The 16761-nt window shown below is 63.4% G+C and carries 16 protein-coding genes and 1 tRNA gene; 12 read left to right on the plus strand and 5 right to left on the minus strand.

Annotation, left to right across the window (positions count from 1 at the left end; all coding sequences use genetic code 11):
* The first annotated feature begins 78 nt into the window (after positions 1-78).
* Positions 79-1017: a DMT family transporter gene (locus ACZ5CM_RS15680; RefSeq protein WP_464640039.1), complete on the plus strand. Its 939-nt coding sequence runs from the start codon at positions 79-81 to the stop codon at positions 1015-1017.
* Between the two features lie 91 nt (positions 1018-1108).
* Here the strand turns inward: ACZ5CM_RS15680 and ACZ5CM_RS15685 are convergent, their stop codons facing one another.
* Positions 1109-1975: a branched-chain amino acid aminotransferase gene (locus ACZ5CM_RS15685; protein ID WP_464640041.1), complete on the minus strand. Its 867-nt coding sequence runs from the start codon at positions 1973-1975 to the stop codon at positions 1109-1111.
* Between the two features lie 157 nt (positions 1976-2132).
* Between ACZ5CM_RS15685 and ACZ5CM_RS15690 the strand changes: the two genes are divergently transcribed.
* From ACZ5CM_RS15690 to ACZ5CM_RS15725, 8 genes are all read left to right on the plus strand, one after another.
* Complete coding sequence (locus ACZ5CM_RS15690) at positions 2133-2642, plus strand: MarR family winged helix-turn-helix transcriptional regulator (protein ID WP_464640043.1); 510 nt, start codon at positions 2133-2135, stop codon at positions 2640-2642.
* Positions 2642-3343, plus strand: coding sequence for a response regulator (locus tag ACZ5CM_RS15695; RefSeq protein WP_464640045.1), 702 nt, complete (start codon positions 2642-2644; stop codon positions 3341-3343). The genes ACZ5CM_RS15690 and ACZ5CM_RS15695 overlap by 1 nt, the downstream gene beginning before the upstream one ends.
* Positions 3344-3414: 71 nt before the next feature.
* Positions 3415-4338, plus strand: a complete 924-nt coding sequence (locus tag ACZ5CM_RS15700) for a histone deacetylase family protein (protein WP_464640046.1) — start codon at positions 3415-3417, stop codon at positions 4336-4338.
* Positions 4335-4577 (plus strand): exodeoxyribonuclease VII small subunit, encoded by a 243-nt coding sequence (locus ACZ5CM_RS15705; RefSeq protein ID WP_464640048.1) that lies wholly within the window; start codon positions 4335-4337, stop codon positions 4575-4577. The genes ACZ5CM_RS15700 and ACZ5CM_RS15705 overlap by 4 nt, the downstream gene beginning before the upstream one ends.
* A complete protein-coding gene (locus tag ACZ5CM_RS15710) occupies positions 4578-5444 on the plus strand; it encodes a polyprenyl synthetase family protein (protein WP_464640050.1) in 867 nt (288 codons plus the stop codon). It abuts the gene before it with no gap.
* Between the two features lie 26 nt (positions 5445-5470).
* Positions 5471-7399 (plus strand): 1-deoxy-D-xylulose-5-phosphate synthase, encoded by a 1929-nt coding sequence (gene dxs, locus ACZ5CM_RS15715; protein ID WP_464640052.1) that lies wholly within the window; start codon positions 5471-5473, stop codon positions 7397-7399.
* A 66-nt stretch (positions 7400-7465) separates the two neighbouring features.
* A tRNA-Met gene (locus ACZ5CM_RS15720) sits at positions 7466-7542 on the plus strand.
* A 424-nt stretch (positions 7543-7966) separates the two neighbouring features.
* Positions 7967-9895, plus strand: a complete 1929-nt coding sequence (locus tag ACZ5CM_RS15725; protein WP_464640054.1) for an ATP-dependent helicase — start codon at positions 7967-7969, stop codon at positions 9893-9895.
* A gap of 242 nt (positions 9896-10137) precedes the next feature.
* Here ACZ5CM_RS15725 and ACZ5CM_RS15730 read toward each other — a convergent pair.
* Positions 10138-11297, minus strand: a protein-coding gene (locus ACZ5CM_RS15730) for an IS3 family transposase (RefSeq protein WP_464637742.1) whose coding sequence is annotated in 2 segments (ribosomal slippage) — positions 10138-11048 and positions 11048-11297 — 1161 coding nt in all. Because the reading frame shifts where the segments join, the coding sequence is not laid out codon by codon here.
* A 65-nt stretch (positions 11298-11362) separates the two neighbouring features.
* Between ACZ5CM_RS15730 and ACZ5CM_RS15735 the strand changes: the two genes are divergently transcribed.
* Positions 11363-11506 (plus strand): hypothetical protein, encoded by a 144-nt coding sequence (locus ACZ5CM_RS15735; RefSeq protein WP_464640055.1) that lies wholly within the window; start codon positions 11363-11365, stop codon positions 11504-11506.
* A 29-nt stretch (positions 11507-11535) separates the two neighbouring features.
* Here the strand turns inward: ACZ5CM_RS15735 and drt2 are convergent, their stop codons facing one another.
* From drt2 to ACZ5CM_RS15750, 3 genes are all read right to left on the minus strand, one after another.
* Positions 11536-12858 carry an antiviral reverse transcriptase Drt2 gene (drt2, locus tag ACZ5CM_RS15740; RefSeq protein WP_464640057.1) on the minus strand — a complete coding sequence of 441 codons (1323 nt, stop codon included), beginning with the start codon at positions 12856-12858 and terminating at the stop codon, positions 11536-11538.
* Positions 12859-13241: 383 nt separating this feature from the next.
* Positions 13242-13439, minus strand: a complete 198-nt coding sequence (locus ACZ5CM_RS15745) for a hypothetical protein (RefSeq protein WP_464640059.1) — start codon at positions 13437-13439, stop codon at positions 13242-13244.
* Positions 13440-13576: 137 nt separating this feature from the next.
* Positions 13577-14095: a DUF3489 domain-containing protein gene (locus tag ACZ5CM_RS15750; RefSeq protein WP_464640060.1), complete on the minus strand. Its 519-nt coding sequence runs from the start codon at positions 14093-14095 to the stop codon at positions 13577-13579.
* Positions 14096-14226: 131 nt separating this feature from the next.
* On the opposite strand from ACZ5CM_RS15750, the gene ACZ5CM_RS15755 reads away from it, so the two are divergent.
* Both ACZ5CM_RS15755 and ACZ5CM_RS15760 read left to right on the plus strand, forming a co-directional pair.
* Positions 14227-14766 carry an elements of external origin gene (locus ACZ5CM_RS15755; protein WP_464640062.1) on the plus strand — a complete coding sequence of 180 codons (540 nt, stop codon included), beginning with the start codon at positions 14227-14229 and terminating at the stop codon, positions 14764-14766.
* The gene (locus ACZ5CM_RS15760; RefSeq protein ID WP_464640064.1) at positions 14753-16753 is read left to right on the plus strand and encodes a phage terminase large subunit family protein; all 2001 of its coding nucleotides are present in this window, start codon (positions 14753-14755) and stop codon (positions 16751-16753) included. The genes ACZ5CM_RS15755 and ACZ5CM_RS15760 overlap by 14 nt, the downstream gene beginning before the upstream one ends.
* Positions 16754-16761: the final 8 nt, after the last annotated feature.

The following is a 16761-nucleotide window of genomic DNA, read 5'->3' on the forward strand; positions in this document are numbered from 1 at the left end:
TGCGCTGGATATCTGCCCCCGGCGCGCGGATGAAATCAACCCGTTGATCTTTGCCCGGATCGGGCGCAGGGTCGCGGCATGGTGAAGTCCTTAACATCGCATCGACCGGGGTTGGGCATCGCGTTGAAGCTGAGCGCGATTTTCCTGTTCACCGGCATGTCGGCAATCATCAAGGCCACCTCCGATTCGGTACCGCCGGGCGAGGCGGTGTTCTTTCGGTCCTTCTTTGCCATTCCGGTGATCGTGGCCTGGCTGGCGTGGCGGCGCGAGCTGTCGCAGGGGCTGCGGACGCGATATCCGATGATGCATGTGCGCCGCGGGTTGCTGGGGACCACGGCGATGGGGCTGACGTTTGCCGGGCTGGGCCTGCTGCCGCTGCCTGAGGTGACGGCGATCGGCTTCGCCACGCCGATCTTCACCCTGATCCTGGCGGCGCTGATCCTGGGCGAGACGGTGCGGATCGTGCGCATCTCGGCCGTGCTGGCGGGGCTGGCCGGGGTTCTGGTCATGCTGTGGCCGCGGCTGAGCGGGGCATCCGGGCTGGAAAGCGGCGCGGCACTGGGGGCAGTGATGGTTCTGGGGGCGACGATGGTGCGGGCAATGGTGCAGATTCACATCCGCAAGATGGTGGAGAGCGAACCGACCTCGGCCATCGTCTTCTGGTTTTCCGCCACCGCTGCCAGCCTTTCACTGCTGACCGCGCCGTTCGGCTGGGTCATGCCCGACCCGCGCACCGTGGGGCTGCTGATCCTGGCGGGATTGATCGGCGGTGTGGCGCAGATCCTCGTCACCTCGTCCTTCCGCTTTGCCCCGGCGTCGCTGCTGGCCCCTTATGACTATTCGTCGATGCTGTTCGCGGTGGTGCTGGGCTATGCCCTGTTTGGAGATCTGCCGACGCTGGTGATGTTGAGCGGCGCGGCGTTGGTGATCGCGAGCAATGCCGTGGTGATCTGGCGCGAGCGGCAGCTGGGACTGCGGCGCGAGCGGGCAAGGGCGGCCGGTCTGCCGCGGCTGTGAGGGAGGGGCCGGGGCTGCGTCGTGGAAATACCCCGGTCTGTCGGCCCTGTCCCCGCCGGGGCAGGGCGCCTGGCGATCCGGCGATGCGGGGTCATTTCCGCACCAGCCTGTCATACCCTTCGGCAATGTCGCGGGTGAGCTGGCCCACCTCGAAGCTGTAGGGCCCGATCTGACCGACCGGCGTGACCTCGGCCGCGGTGCCGGTGAGCCAGCATTGCTCGAACCCTTCCATCTCTTCGGGCATGATGTGGCGCTCATGCACCTTGATCTGCCGGTCCTGCAACATGCCGATCACCGTCTGCCGGGTGATGCCGTCGAGAAAGCAGTCGGGCTTGGGCGTGTGCACCTCGCCATCCTTGACGAAGAAGATGTTGGCCCCGGTCGCCTCGGCCACATAGCCGCGGTAGTCCATGAACAGCGCGTCCGAGCAGCCCCTGGCCTCGGCCTCGTGCTTGGACATGGTGCAGATCATGTAGAGCCCGGCCGCCTTGGCATGAACCGGAATGGTGTCCGGGGCGGGGCGCCTCCAGCGGGCGATATCCAGTTTCGCCCCCTTCATCTTGGCGTCGCCGTAATAGGCGCCCCATTCCCAGGCGGCGATGGCCAGCTGCACCGGGTTGCGGGCGGAGGCCACGCCCATGTCCTCGCCCGCGCCGCGCCAGGCGACCGCGCGCACATAGGCATCCGACAGGCCGTTGGCCTCCAGCACCCGGGCCTTGGCCTCTTCGATCTGATCGACGCTCCAGGGGATTTCGAAATCGAGCATACCGGCCGAGGCGCGCAGGCGCTCGGAATGCTCGCGGCTCTTGAAGATCCGGCCGCCATAGGCGCGTTCGCCCTCGAACACCGAGGAGGCGTAGTGAAGGGCATGGGTCAGCACATGCACGTTGGCGTCCCGCCAATCGACCAGCTTGCCATCCAGCCAGATCAGGCCGTCCCGATCGTCATATCCAGCCATTGCGCATCCTCCTGTGTCACGCGCGCCTTTCCGATTGTTGCGCTCGTTATGGCCGATGCGGTCATAATCTTGCGCGAAAACTGCGATTCGATAACTCTTCGCACTTGGAATGTCAACAAGGCTGACGTAAACTGTGTCAAACGGAAAGGGGCAAGAGATGTCGGACGGACGCGCGGCGCCGGTTTACGGAGGCGAAAGCCTGCTCTACCTGACCGACGAGCAGCTCAGGCAGGGGATCGAGGCGATGTTCTTCGCCTATCGCGGCTTCACCGCCGACCCGGACCGGATTCTGGCCGACATGCATTATGGCCGGGCGCATCACCGGGCGATCCATTTCATCAACCGCGCGCCGGGCACCACGGTCAACAACCTTCTGTCGATCCTCGGCGTGACCAAGCAGTCGCTCAACCGGGTGCTGCGGACGCTGATTGCCGACGGGCTGGTGGAAAGCCGGGTCGGCACGGCAGATCGGCGCGAGCGTCACCTGTATCTGACCGAGGCCGGGCGGGCGCTTGAATCACGGTTGTCGGATGCCCAGCGCGCCCGGATGCGCGCCGCCTATCGCGAAGCCGGGCCCGAGGCGGTGGTGGGTTTTCGCAAGGTGCTCGAGGCGATGATGGATGCAGACATGCGCCGCGCCTACAACCGGCTGAAGGACGGTGCGTGATGGGGGCGTTGGATTCGCATCTTCTGATCGTGGATGATGATGAAAGGATCCGCGAGCTTCTGAAGAAGTTCCTGATACGGAACGGTTTTCTGGTCACGGCCGCGCGCGATGCCGAACATGCGCGGCGGTTGCTGGCCGGGCTGGATTTCGATCTGATCGTTCTGGATGTGATGATGCCGGGCGAGGACGGGCTGTCGCTGACCCGCAGCCTGCGCGAAACCCGGAGCACGCCGATCCTGCTGCTGACCGCACGGGGCGAGACCGAGAACCGGATTGCCGGGCTGGAGGCCGGGGCTGACGACTACCTGCCCAAGCCGTTCGAGCCGAAGGAGTTGCTGCTGCGCATCAACGCGATCCTTCGCCGGGTACCCGATACCTCGGCGCAGGACAGTGTGCCGAAGATCCTGCATCTGGGGCAGATCCGCTATGACATCGAGCGGGGCGAGATGTGGCGCGGGGACGAGCCGATCCGGCTGACGGGAACGGAAAGCCAGTTGATGCGGATCTTTTCCGCCTGCCCGAACGAACCGGTGAGCCGCGCCCGGCTGGTGGAGGAGCTGGGCCGCGATCGGGGGCAGGCGCAGGAACGGGCGGTCGATGTGCAGATCACCCGTCTGCGGCGCAAGATCGAACCGGATCCCAGGCAGCCGCGCTATCTGCAGACGGTGCGCGGGGAAGGCTACATGCTGGCCCCGGACTGAGCCCGGGAACGGCCCGTTCCGGGCCGTGCCTCCGGCGGGAGTATTTGGAGCAAGAGGAAGAGGGCGCGGGGATGAATACAGCGTTGGTCACCCATGCCGATTGCCTGGGTCATGTCACGCCGGGGGTGCATCCCGAACGGGTGGCGCGGCTGGAGCATGTGCTGCATGCGCTGGAGCCGTTGGAGGTAAACCGGGTGACGGCGCCGGTGGTCGCGGAGGAGGAGATTCTGAGGATGCATCCCGCGCGGTATCTGGATGCGTTGCGGCGTCAGGCGCCGGATGAGGGCTTTGCCCGGCTGGATGCGGATACGTGGATGTCTCCGGGCACGCTGGATGCGGCATTTCGGGCCGCGGGGGCGGCGGTGCGGGCCGTGGACATGGTTCTGGACGGCGATGCGGCGAATGCCTTTTGCGCGGTTCGCCCGCCGGGGCATCATGCCGAGGCCGAGACGCCGATGGGGTTCTGCCTGCTGGGGAATGTGGCGATTGCGGCGGGGCATGCGCTGGAGGCGCGGGGGCTGGGCCGGGTGGCGGTTCTGGATTTCGACGTGCATCACGGCAACGGGACGCAGGCCTTGTTACAGGAGGATCCGCGCGTGCTGTTCGTCTCCAGCCATCAGGCGCCGCTGTGGCCGGGCACGGGGCGGGCCGAGGATACCGGGCCGCATGGCAATGTGCTGAACATGCCGCTTGCCCCGCAAAGCGGCGGGGCCGAGATGCGCGAGGCCTGGGCGCAGGCCCTTGACCGGGTGCGCGCCTTTCGGCCGGGTCTGATCCTGGTATCGGCCGGCTTCGATGCGCATGCCGACGATCCGCTGGCGGAACTGAACTGGCAGACCGAGGATTACCGGTGGATCACTGCCTCGATCTGCGAGCTGGCGGATGAACTGTGCGGCGGGCGTATCGTCTCGACTCTGGAGGGCGGGTATGATCTGAAAGCGCTGAGCGAGAGCGCGCGGGCGCATGTGGAAGAACTGGTGAAGGCGGCGAGATGAGCGAAAAACCCGTCAGCGAGATGAGTTTCGAAGAGGCAATGGCCGAGCTGGAGGCGGTGGTCGGCCAGCTGGAGCGGGGCGATGTGGCCCTGGACAAGTCGATCGCGCTTTATGAACGCGGTGCCGCGTTGAAGAAGCGGTGCGAGGAGGAACTGGCCCGCGCCGAGGAGAAGGTCGCGGCGATCACGCTGGATGCGGATGGGAACCCCACCGGGGCCAGGCCTGTCGAAGGGTTGTGAATGTTGCGGCAGCGGCTGGCCGCGGATGCGGCTCGGATCCAGGCGCATTTCGACCGGGTTCTGGCGGAACTCGACGATCTGCCCGTGACCCGCGGCATGGCCCATGCGCTGCGGGGCGGCAAGCGGTTGCGCGGGTTTCTGGTGCTGGAGGGCGCGCGGCTGCATGGCATCGGCGAGGGGCGTGCGATCTGGCCGGCGGCGGCCATCGAGGCCATGCATGCCTATTCGCTGGTCCACGACGATCTGCCCTGCATGGATGACGACGATCTGCGCCGCGGCCGCCCCACTGTGCATGTGAAATGGGACGAGGCGACGGCGGTTCTGGTGGGTGACGCGTTGCAGGCTCTGGCCTTTGAGATGGCGACACATCCCGAAAACGGACCGGCTGCCGTGCGTGCCGATCTGGCGCTGTCGCTGGCGCGCGCGGCCGGGGCGCGGGGAATGGTGCTGGGCCAGGCGCTGGACATGGCCGCCGAAGGGGCGCCGGCGCCGCTGACGCTGGAGCAGGTCACCGCATTGCAGGCGGGCAAGACCGGGGCGCTGATCTGCTGGGCGGCCTGTGCCGGGGCGCGGCTGGCCCGGGCCGAGCTGGCGCCGCTGGCGGCTTATGCCCGGGCGCTGGGGCTGGCCTTTCAGATTGCCGACGATATCCTGGATGTTGAGGGCGATACGGCGAAGGCCGGCAAGCGGCTGCGGAAGGATGCGCGCGCCGGCAAGGCCACTTTCGTGTCCCTGCTTGGGCTGGAGCCGGCCCGGGCGCGGGCGGCAGAACTTGTGGACGAGGCCTGTGCCGCGCTTGACGTCTATGGCCCGAAGGCGGAAAGCTTGCGGCAGGCGGCGCGCTTCGTTATCTCGCGCGAAAGCTGAACCCTGCCGCCCGAGGAGGGGCGCGGATGCCCGACCGACCGAACACGCCACTGCTGGACCGGGTGCACAGCCCGGCCGATCTCAAGCAGTTTACCGATGCGCAGCTGGCGCAGCTGGCGCAGGAGCTGCGCGCCGAGACCATTGCCGCGGTGTCGCAGACCGGCGGGCATCTGGGCGCGGGGCTGGGCGTGGTGGAGCTGACCGTGGCCCTGCACGCGGTCTTCGATGCCCCGCGCGACAAGATCATCTGGGATGTTGGCCACCAGTGCTATCCGCACAAGATCCTGACCGGCCGGCGCGATCGTATCCGCACCCTGCGCCAGAAGGGCGGCCTGTCGGGCTTCACCAAGCGCGCCGAGAGCGTCTACGACCCGTTCGGGGCGGGACATTCCTCGACCTCGATCAGCGCGGCGCTGGGCTTTGCCGTGGCGCGCGACCTGGGCGGGGTGGTGCCCGAGGGGCTGGGCGATGCCGTCGCGGTGATCGGTGACGGGGCGATGAGCGCCGGCATGGCCTTCGAGGCGATGAACAATGCCGGACATCTGAAGAAGCGGCTGATCGTCATCCTCAACGACAACGAGATGAGCATCGCCCCGCCTGTCGGGGCGCTGTCCTCCTATCTGTCGCGGCTTTATGCCGGCGCGCCCTATCAGGAGCTGAAGGCCGCCGCCAAGGGGGCGGTGTCGCTGCTGCCCGAGCCCTTCCGCGAAGGGGCCCGGCGCGCCAAGGAGATGCTCAAGGGCATGACCATCGGCGGCACGCTGTTCGAGGAGCTGGGCTTTTCCTATGTCGGGCCGATCGACGGGCATGACCTCGACCAGCTGCTGCCGGTGCTGCGCACGGTCAAGGCACGCGCGAGCGGGCCGATCCTGATCCATGTGCTGACGAAAAAGGGCAAGGGCTATGCCCCGGCCGAAAGCGCCCGCGACCGCGGCCACGCCACCGCGAAGTTCGACGTGGTGACGGGCGAGCAGAAGAAGACCCCGTCGAACGCGCCCACCTATACGCGGGTGTTCGGCGAGACGCTGGTCAGGCTGGCGGCCGAGGATGACCGCATCGTCGCCGTCACTGCGGCGATGCCGGACGGGACCGGGCTGAACCTGATGGCGGAACGCTTCCCCTCGCGCTGTTTCGACGTGTCCATCGCCGAACAGCACGGAGTCACGTTCTGCGCGGCGTTGGCGGCAGGCGGGTTGCGGCCTTTCTGTGCCATGTATTCGACCTTTCTTCAGCGCGGCTACGACCAGGTGGTGCATGACGTGGCGGTTCAGGGCCTTCCGGTGCGTTTCGCCATTGACCGCGCCGGGCTGGTTGGGGCGGATGGGCCGACCCACGCCGGTGCCTTCGACATCGCCTTTCTTTCCAACCTGCCGGGGATGGTGGTGATGGCCGCCGCCGACGAGGCCGAGCTGGTTCACATGGTGGCTACCGCCGCGGCCCATGACGAGGGTCCGATCGCCTTTCGCTATCCGCGCGGCGAAGGGGTGGGCGTGGACCTGCCCGAGCGGGGCGAGGTGCTGCCGATCGGCCGGGGCAGGATGATCCGAGAAGGCGCGCGCGTGGCGGTTCTTTCGCTGGGCACGCGGCTGGCCGAGGTGATCCGCGCCGCCGAGGCCCTTGCGGCGCGCGGCATTTCTCCGACCGTGGCGGATGCGCGCTTTGCCAAGCCGCTGGATCGCGAGCTGGTCCTGCGGCTGGCGGCCGGGCATGAGGCTCTGATCACCATCGAGGAGGGTGCCATTGGCGGTTTCGGCAGCCATGTTGCGCAGTTTCTGGCCGAAGAAGGGGTGTTTGACGCGGGGTTGAAATTTCGTTCGATGGTCTTGCCGGATCGGTTCATTGATCAGGCGTCCCCTGAGGACATGTATGACGCGGCCGGCCTGACTGCGCGGCATGTGGAGGCGAAGGTGCTTGAGGTTCTGGGCATCGCCTCTCTGGTGGACAGGCGGGCGTAGGGGGTAAATTTTTTCGAATTTCGGGGTTGAGCCTGCCGTCCAATGGTATTACCTAACCGGCATTGGCGCGGGGTGGAGCAGCCCGGTAGCTCGTCAGGCTCATAACCTGAAGGTCGTAGGTTCAAATCCTACCCCCGCAACCAACAAAATACCCCATATATATCAAAGGCTTACGGCGAAAATCGGAACATTTTCGCGCGAGAACATTTCCCGCATTCGACCGCAACAAACCGCAAACAAAGGCGGAACAGGTGGTTCGATTTGCACAGAGCCGTTGGCGCTACGTTGGCGGTAGATTCTATCACCGCATCAATTTCGGGATTGGGCAGGAACAGGAAGTTCGCCGTAGGCTGTTTCAGGCCGCGAGATTTCGAAAAGCGGATATCCCGGCGGCTACTCCATTTTTCGCCAGCACATCCCGTAAGTTGGGTCAGCGCCCGAGATTGCCGGATCTAGCTGCGCATGCCGATGCACGGCCAAACTGGATTTTCCGCCCGTGGTTGAAGGTTGAAACGGAACGTCGGGTTCTCCATACTAGCAGGAAGAGGTATTTCTTGAGGTATAGTAATGGCATGGCATCAGGGCCTGACACCGGGCACCCCTGCGTACCAGATTGCATCTGAAACAAATAATCGCGTTCGGGTCGTCGCCGGTCCGGGTACGGGCAAGTCGTTCGCAATGAAGCGCCGTGTCGCGCGTCTTCTAGAAGAAGGTGTCGCGCCGAGTCGAATTCTCCCGGTTACGTTCACTAGAGTTGCAGCGGAAGACTTGCACCGCGAATTGGTTGGAATGGATGTTCCCGGTTGCGACGAACTGGAAGGAACAACTCTCCACCGCCTTTGTCTCCGCCGCCTATCGCGCCAGGCCGTCCTGGCAGCGACGGGTCGTCACGCCCGCCCGCTAAACCAATTCGAAGTTGAACCGATGATTGCGGACCTAATGCGCAATGGTCGTGGTAAGCGTGTAGTTCGAAAACTCCAATTAGCATATGAAGCGGCGTGGGCTCGCCTTCAGCAGGAGGAGCCTGGCCACGCCGTGGTAGCGGAAGACGCAGCATTCCAAGCAGAGTTGTTGGCGTGGCTTCGCTTCCATGAAGCGATGCTCATCGGCGAAGTCGTCCCGTTGTTTTATGACTTCCTTTCGGCGAATCCGGCAGCAAATGAAAGGAGCGAATATTCGCACATCCTCGTTGATGAGTATCAGGACCTGAACAAAGCTGAGCAGGGCGTCATCCGTCTGCTGTCGACCACTGCTGATGTCTGTATTGTCGGCGATGATGATCAGTCGATTTACAGTTTCAAGCACGCTCATCCCGATGGCATCCGTGAGTGGATAAACGACAACCCGGACGCCGCCGACATTGGCCTCGAAGATTGTCGCCGGTGCCCAACTCGCGTTGTAGAGATGGCGCGTTCGCTGATCGCACACAATGGTAACCGCCCAGAGCGTCGCCAGCTCAATCCGATGCCAGCGAATGGTGTTGGTGATGTGAGAATCATCCAGTACGGAACCCTCGATGCCGAAGTTGGGGGCGTCTCGCAACTGGTGTCACAATTCGTCGCCGATGGGGTTCCTCCAGGCGACATCCTGGTACTTGCTCAGAGCAAGGCCGTTGGCACGCCGATTTTCGAGGCGATTGCGGGCGCCGGTGTCGCCGCCCGGTCTGAGTATACAGAAGCCGAGCTGAATAGTTTGGATGCACAACGAGCGTTCGCATTGCTAAAGCTGCTCGACGATAGAGGGGACCGGGTGGCGTTACGATGGCTCGTCGGAGTTGACAGCGACACGTGGAACGCTGCTGGCTATCGCCGCGTCCGGGAGCGCTGTGAAGCCACGGGGGATACGCCGTGGGCCGTGCTGGAACAGTTGCGCGACGGTATCCTGACATTGCGATACACCGACAATATCGTTCAGGCCTTCCGCGACCTGTGTGCCGAACTTGATACTCTAGAGACCGTTCCTGATCTCAACACTCTCATCGACGGCCTGTTCCCTGACGGCCAAGCCGAGACGCGGGAAATACGGACCTTGTCGTTGCAAGTGCTCGAAGGTAATCCTGACATAAATCGAACCGATTTTGTAGCCGAATTGCTGACTGCGGTAACCCAACCCGAGATTCCAACGAACGTCGACTACGTTCGCATTATGAGTTTGCACAAGAGCAAAGGGCTGAGCGCGCCGGTTACAATTGTGTGTGGGTGCGTCGAGGGCTTGCTGCCCCGTCGGCCCGAAGACGGTATGGCAGTGCAACAGGTGGCGGAATACATCGAAGAACAACGACGGCTATTCTACGTAGGCATCACACGAGTTAAAGCGGTACCGGGGGAGGGTAAGTCCGGAACGCTGATTCTGACATACGCTCAAAGGATGCCCTACGGTGACGCTCGGCGTGCCGGCATTCAACCAGCGCGACAGGATTACGGAGATGCTGTGTTGCTCGCAAGCCGCTTTATCAATGAGCTTGGGCCTCAAGCGCCTGAACCAGTCCGTGGATAGGCCGATCAATTGGTGGCTCACTGGCTGGATGAATGGCGGTAAGCTTGTCGAAAATGACTCCATATCGCCCAAAGGGTGTATCTCTCAACGGAATCGTCAGCTCCGTCCTGCGATGCTAAGCTTCAGAAGCGCCAAGATTGAGAGCACCTGCGGGAGATGTCCAGTTTGGCGGGCCGCGGCGCACCAATCAGAATACGTCGCAAGGGGCGTTTCTAGTGACCTGCCCCCCAATGGTCCCTCATTCATAACGAGAGTCTGCGGGTTTGGTTTTCATAATCTGCGGTTTCGGTTTGGGCAAGCGCGCCGGGCGCGGAGCCTTTGGGTCGCTCAAGCGTCCGGCGCGCTTGGGCCGGCGTCTGGTTCCCCAGCGATGAGTGGGGCCTGACGTTGTTATAATCATAGCGCCACAGGGCCAGTTTTCGGCGGGCGTCATCGAGAGTATCGAACAGCTCCTCGTTCAGAAGCTCGTCACGCAGGCTGCCATTGAACGACTCGATGAAGGCATTTTGCTGAGGCTTGCCAGGATCGATGTAATGCCAGTCGACGTCATTGTCGTCCGCCCATTTGAGGATCGCCCGACTGGTGAACTCGGTCCCATTGTCAGAAACAATGCTTTCAGGCTTGCCATGGAGGCGGACAAGAGCATCAAGCTCGCGCGCCACACGCGCGCCCGAGATGCTGGTGTCGGCAACCAGGCAGAGGTTCTCGCGACAGCAATCGTCGATCACCGCCAGGATGCGGAACCGACGCGAAGCACCAAACGTGTCGGAGACAAAGTCCAGGCTCCATCGCTGGTTTGGCCTGATCGCCTCGGGCATTGGCGTCCTCGAGCCTCTGGCGCGCTTGCGCCCGCGCCGCCGTTTCACCGACAACCCTTCTTCGCGATACAGGCGATAGAGTTTCTTGTGGTTCATGATCATTCCCTTGCGTTCGAGCAACACGCCGATCCGTCGGTAACCGAAACGGCGGCGCTTGCCCGCAATCTGCTTCATCGCTTCGCGGATCTCCGGATGGTCCGGCGGGCGTTCGCGCCGGACCGTCTTGGGATCGACACCGACCAGCCTGCAGGCCCGGCGCTGCGAGATGCCATGATCCCGCATCGCCCGCAGCGCTGCATCACGCCGCGCGCTCGGCGTCGTCAGTTCTTTCCCAGGAGATCCTTCAGGACCGCGTTGTCCAGCATCGCATCGGCCAACAGGCGCTTGAGCTTGGCATTCTCGTCCTCAAGCATCTTCAGGCGCTTCACGTCCGAAAGCCCCATGCCGCCGTATTTCGACTTGTACTTGTAGAACGTCGCCGGGCTCAGCCCATGCCGGCGACAAACCTCCACCGTCGGCATTCCGGCCTCCTGTTCCTTGATCATCGCAATGATTTGCGCCTCCGTAAAACGGCTCTTTCGCATTCGTCTGCTCCTTTCTGATCGGGCAGACTCTACTTCAAAATGCGGGCGTTGGCGGGGGGCAGGTCATGGGCCGGAAGGTTTACGCGATGGAGCTTCAGCCTGCCTTCGTGGATGTGGCAATCAAACGCTGGCAGGAGGCAACGGGGCGCCAGGCGGTGCTGGAGGAGACCGGCCAGACCTTTGCCGATGTGGCCGAGAACCCGCGCTGAGGCGATGATTATTCGACCAGTAAGGTACCCTACTGCCCGAAAAATACCTTGTCGATTTCTCGTTCCCAAGTACGCTTGAACCACGTCATGTGAGGCTTGACCTGCTGTCTGATCTCGTGACTTCTCATGACGTCCGCTGCCTTGTAGGCGTATTTCAAGAAGTTCCGTCGCTTGCCGAGATGCGTGTAACGGCTGAGCACCTCGCGTTTGAAAACTTTGTCTGGTGGGATGCCCTTTGCTTTGGCTGCAACCAGTTTGGCGTGAATGCCGCGGCGCATCTTGCGTCTATAGGCGTCCAGAGAAGATGGACGGATAAGGGTTTTGCTGCCGTCAAAGGTAAATCCTAGATACTGGATGGGTTTCGAAGAAATGAGACGGCCCTTACGGAAATGAGCATACTCTGTCTTGTCCACCGACATCGCCAGGCCAAAGTCTGCTAGCATCTTCTCCACGATTGCGACTACGTGTTCGACTTTGACGCCGAGGGGAAGAATTACGGCGATGTCGTCTGAGTATCGACGATACGACCCACCATATCGGTTGCATATATCTGTCAGCTCTCGGTCGAAGGTGCGGAGGTAGATGTTCGCGTACAACCCGGAAACGGGTGTGCCTTGGGGGATTCCGAAAGGTAGATCATGAGTTCGGACCAGTCCGGCTTTCCGGCCTCTGACGTGCATGTTGAAGTCGGCAGGAGTGCAGACACGACCGCGCCTAGCGCGTTTTTTCCCCAACAGTGTGTCCAGATCCTCGGTTTCCACCCATGAATACCTAGTAATGTTCTTCCACACGGTTGCGTGGTGCCCGTCAAGCCGCTTTCTCCCAAGTAGCCCGGCGATTTCATCACGCAACATTGAGTGCTCCAAGCAATCGAAGAAGCCAGAAATGTCCATGGCTATGACGGTACAATTTCCGCGTTTGGCGATCTCCTCGAACAAGGCTTTTGCGTGATGAATGTTCGTCCCGCCGCCTTTTCGGTAGGCGAGAACCGCCCCAGCTGTTCCATCATTGGCAAGTGCCTTCTCGTAGTAAGGATTGAGGTATTCGGCATAAGCTTGGAGATAGGCCGCATCTGCATGGCTGGCATAGCGAATAGGTCGTTTTTTGACCTTGAGGAACCGATTGCCATTTCCATCGCGTATATACTTTCTCGCCTCATCGGTGAAACCAAGTAGCGGCAGGAAACGGTGCGGTTTCACTTCTTGGGAAAAATCGACTGTCAGTTTTCGTTGGGTGTCTGATAGTGGCAGATCAAAGTGCTTGTATCGCCGCTCTTTCGAGAGGGCCCGAAGAACGAAATCATCAATTGATGGATCAAACTCACTCTCGGTTGGTTGGTAAAGCCCGGGCATGGCGACTCCGTTCGTCAAATGCCCGGGCTATTTAACCTTGCTCCCATCAACAGATGCATTTTGCACCCTCCGGTACGAGATAACCTAGTGTGGTATAGTGTCACCACGATGTGCATGGAAGGATGCGACATGACCTGGATCACGCCAACACGCCGCCCGCTGGCGCAACTCGCGCTTGCGGTCCTTAACACTGGTCATCCGGGTCCAATGCCCCGGGGCACATGTGATGTAGGTAATCCTTGCGGAAAAACAAGGGGCGGGCGCTGAGACCTTATGCGTCTCCCTTTTTCTTGGTCTAAACCAACCTGATCAAGCGCAATCTGCGCCTGTTGCTGGGCCGCCCGCCGGAACTGTCGCGCGATACCACCTGCTGAGGGCAGGCCTCACCCTCGGTCGGGGATGTTGTCGATGGCCTCGATCATCGCCTCCAGCATGGCGCGCTGGGCGTCGGCCTCGGCGTCAGGCTGCAGCCAGTTGGCGCTGATCTCGATGAGATCCATGAGGGTCGCCTGATCCCCTTCGCGCAGGGCCTCAGCAGCAGCGGTCATCAGGTCGGTGACGGTGTGGATCTGGCTGTGCATGGGGCGGTCTCCGTGGTGTGTCGTTTCGTGCCCACAGGATTGATCGTCCGGGCGCGTCTATCCACTATAATCGCAGCAATATCATGACTTTATCTTGAGGCCATCGATTACAATCGAGCGTATCCAGCAGCGGGCAGTCAATCGACGATGCGGTAAACCCGCCCGCGCCGGGCATCGGCGTCGGTCACCACGTTCAGTCCCAGCCGCTTTTTCAGCTGGCCCGAGATCACACCACGTGCGGTGTGTTTCAACCAGCCGGTTGCCGCGGTGATCTCGTCGAGGGTGGCGCCATCCTTGGCGCGCAGCATCTCGATCAGCATGGCCTGTTTTGTACCCTTGCGCGAGGCCGGGCAGTCCGGCGCCGGGTCAGCGGGCGGTTCCGGCCGGGGCGGGTCAATCTCGATGCCGATGGCCTCAAGCCCGGCATTGGTGATGGCGAGCGTGGCAAAGGACCCATCCTGCCGCTGGCGCCAGAGCGCGCCACGCTTGCGGGGATCGGCATCGATCTCGGTCAGCAGGCCGCGTTCGATCAGCGGCGCGACCACCTTCTTCGCGGCCGCCCCACGCAGGCGCCCCGGCAGCGGCAGGGCAATTCGGTCATCGCGCTGGGACGCACGGGACAGAATGAGGGATTGGGTATCGGTGAGATTTGGCACGGCAACCTCCAGTCAATGGGCCATCGAATACCATCACGTTTGATCGGCGCGCCGCGCGCATCAACGACAATCGCAGCAATATCATGGCGTTATCCGCGCCGTGCTGATTGCATCATGAGCGGAGGATTCCCATGGGACTTTCTCGTCGCGCCTACGCCCAGCACCGGGGCGTCAGCGAAAAGGCAGTACGCAAGGCCATTGCCACGGGCCGCATCACGCTGGAGAAGGATGGTACCATCGACCCGGTGAAGGCCGACCGGCAGTGGGAGGCGCAAACCGACCCATCGAGGCGGCACGTATCCGGCAAGCCTGTCCCCCGCGCGGCCATCAAGGCGGTCGATGACACCCTGCGCGAGGCGGGCACCGCTGCCCCGGGCGGCGAGATGTCGTTCCTGCGCGCCCGCATGGCCAACGAGGTGCTGAAGGCCCAGACCGCAAGGTTGCGTTTGCAGAAGATGAAGGGCGAGCTGGTGGACCGGGCCAAGGCCACTGCACTTGTCTTCGATCTTGCCCGGCGCGAGCGCGACGCCTGGATGAACTGGCCGCCCAGGGTTGCCGCTGACATGGCGGCCGAACTGGGGGTGGACGCCCATCTGATGGAGCAGGTGCTGGAGCACCACCTCCGCCGGCACCTCGCGGAGCTGGCGGAGATCGAGATTGAGCTCGGATGACGGGGATGGCACGAACGGGATCAGGGCCGCCTGGCTGAAGGGCCTTGCGCCAGATCCGGCCCTGACGGTTTCCGAGTGGGCCGACCGACACCGGATATTGTCATCCCGTGCAGCCTCGGAAGCCGGCCCCTATCGCACCGCGCGCACACCCTACATGCGGGGGATCATGGATGCGCTCAGCCCGAGCAATCCCGCGCGACGCGTCATCTTCATGAAACCCGCCCAGGTCGGCGCGACCGAGGGCGGCAACAACTGGATCGGGTTTTGCATCCACCGCGCGCCGGGGCCGATGCTGGCGGTGCAGCCGACGGTGGACCTGGCCAAGCGCCTGTCGCAACAGCGCATCGATCCGTTGATCGAGGACAGCCCGGCGCTGCGCGACCTGGTCAGCCCGTCGCGCTCACGCGACAGCGGCAACACGGTTCTGGCAAAACGCTTTCCCGGCGGGCAGCTGATCCTGACCGGGGCGAACTCGGCCGTGGGCCTGCGCTCGATGCCCGCGCGCTGGGTGTTCATGGACGAGGTCGATGCCTATCCGGGCGATGTCGATGGCGAGGGCGACCCGGTGCAGCTGGCCGAGGCCCGCACCAACAGCTTCGGGCATCGCGCGAAGATCTTCCTCGCCTCCACCCCGACAGTCACCGGGCTCAGCCGGATCGAGCGGGAGTTCCAGCTCTCGGACCAGCGCCGGTACTTTGTGCCGTGCCCCCATTGCGGCGGCCTGCAATGGCTGAAGTTCGAGCGCCTGCGCTGGGAAAAGGGCAAGCCGGAAACGGCCATTTACATCTGCGAACACTGCGAAGCGGAAATCGAGGAACGGTTCAAGACGCAGATGATGGCCGAGGAGCAGGGTGCCTGCTGGCAGCCCACGGCCGATGAAGAAACCAGGAAGAAGGCAGAAGCCGCCGGCATTGTCGGGTTCCACATCAACGGCCTCTACTCGCCGCTGGGCTGGCTGAGTTGGGCCGCGATTGCCCGGAAATGGGAAGAGGCAAAGGGCAACGATTCCGCCTTGAAGACATTGAAGAACACCATCCTGGGCGAGACCTGGGCCGAAAGCGGCGAGGCGCCCGACTGGCAGCGGCTCTACGAGCGGCGCGCGCGCTGGGCGGCAGGCACGGTGCCGGCGCGGGGCCTGTTTCTGACCGCCGGGGCCGATGTGCAGAAGGACCGCCTGGAAATCGACATCTGGGCCTGGGGGCGGGGCCTGGAAAGCTGGCTGGTTGATCACATCGTGATCGAGGGCGGGCCGGCCGATCCCGGGGCTTGGGAAGAATTGTCGAGCCTTCTTGGCCGGACCTGGCAGCACGAAAACGGCGCGCAGATGCAGATCGGCAAGTTGGCGATCGATACGGGGTATGAATCCGCCGCCGTCTATAGCTGGGCGCGCCAGCAGACCGGCGCGCAGGTGGCCCCGGTGAAGGGTGTCGAGGGCTTCAACCGGGCAAGCCCCGTGACCGGGCCGACATTCGTGGACGCCACCGAGGGCGGCAAGCGGATCCGGCGCGGGGCAAAACTCTGGACCATTGCCACCGCCACATTCAAGGCCGAGACCTATCGGTTCCTGCGCCTGCGCCGGCCGACGTCCGAGGAACGGAAACAGGGCGCCGCCGATCCCCCGGGCTTCGTTCACCTCCCCGACTGGGTGGATTCCGAATGGCTGAAGCAGCTGACCGCCGAGCAACTGGTGACCCGGCGTGATCGGCGGGGCTTTGCGAAGATGGAATGGCAGAAGATGCGCGAGCGCAATGAGGCGCTGGACTGCCGCGTCTACGCCCGCGCCGCCGCCTGGCTGTTCGGGGCCGACCGCTGGCCGGAAAGCACCTGGCAATCGCTGGAGGCGCAGGTGGGGATTGCCCGGGAGGAAGAGGTCGTGGGCGCGGCGGATTCCACCCCGGTTCCGGAAAGCCCGCCCGAACCGACCGCCGGCCAGCCGCGCACCCCGCGGCGCAAGCGGCGGGTCTATACGCCGAACATGATGAGGTAGCGCATTCG

This window comes from Piezobacter thermophilus, from assembly GCF_055386745.1.

Coding starts and splice junctions, on each gene's coding strand:
- ACZ5CM_RS15680 (WP_464640039.1), top strand. CDS start 79: ATGGTGAAGTCCTTAACATCGCATCGACCGGGGTTGGGCATCGCGTTG.
- ACZ5CM_RS15685 (WP_464640041.1), bottom strand. CDS start 1,975: ATGGCTGGATATGACGATCGGGACGGCCTGATCTGGCTGGATGGCAAG.
- ACZ5CM_RS15690 (WP_464640043.1), top strand. CDS start 2,133: ATGTCGGACGGACGCGCGGCGCCGGTTTACGGAGGCGAAAGCCTGCTC.
- ACZ5CM_RS15695 (WP_464640045.1), top strand. CDS start 2,642: ATGGGGGCGTTGGATTCGCATCTTCTGATCGTGGATGATGATGAAAGG.
- ACZ5CM_RS15700 (WP_464640046.1), top strand. CDS start 3,415: ATGAATACAGCGTTGGTCACCCATGCCGATTGCCTGGGTCATGTCACG.
- ACZ5CM_RS15705 (WP_464640048.1), top strand. CDS start 4,335: ATGAGCGAAAAACCCGTCAGCGAGATGAGTTTCGAAGAGGCAATGGCC.
- ACZ5CM_RS15710 (WP_464640050.1), top strand. CDS start 4,578: ATGTTGCGGCAGCGGCTGGCCGCGGATGCGGCTCGGATCCAGGCGCAT.
- dxs (WP_464640052.1), top strand. CDS start 5,471: ATGCCCGACCGACCGAACACGCCACTGCTGGACCGGGTGCACAGCCCG.
- ACZ5CM_RS15725 (WP_464640054.1), top strand. CDS start 7,967: ATGGCATGGCATCAGGGCCTGACACCGGGCACCCCTGCGTACCAGATT.
- ACZ5CM_RS15735 (WP_464640055.1), top strand. CDS start 11,363: ATGGGCCGGAAGGTTTACGCGATGGAGCTTCAGCCTGCCTTCGTGGAT.
- drt2 (WP_464640057.1), bottom strand. CDS start 12,858: ATGCCCGGGCTTTACCAACCAACCGAGAGTGAGTTTGATCCATCAATT.
- ACZ5CM_RS15745 (WP_464640059.1), bottom strand. CDS start 13,439: ATGCACAGCCAGATCCACACCGTCACCGACCTGATGACCGCTGCTGCT.
- ACZ5CM_RS15755 (WP_464640062.1), top strand. CDS start 14,227: ATGGGACTTTCTCGTCGCGCCTACGCCCAGCACCGGGGCGTCAGCGAA.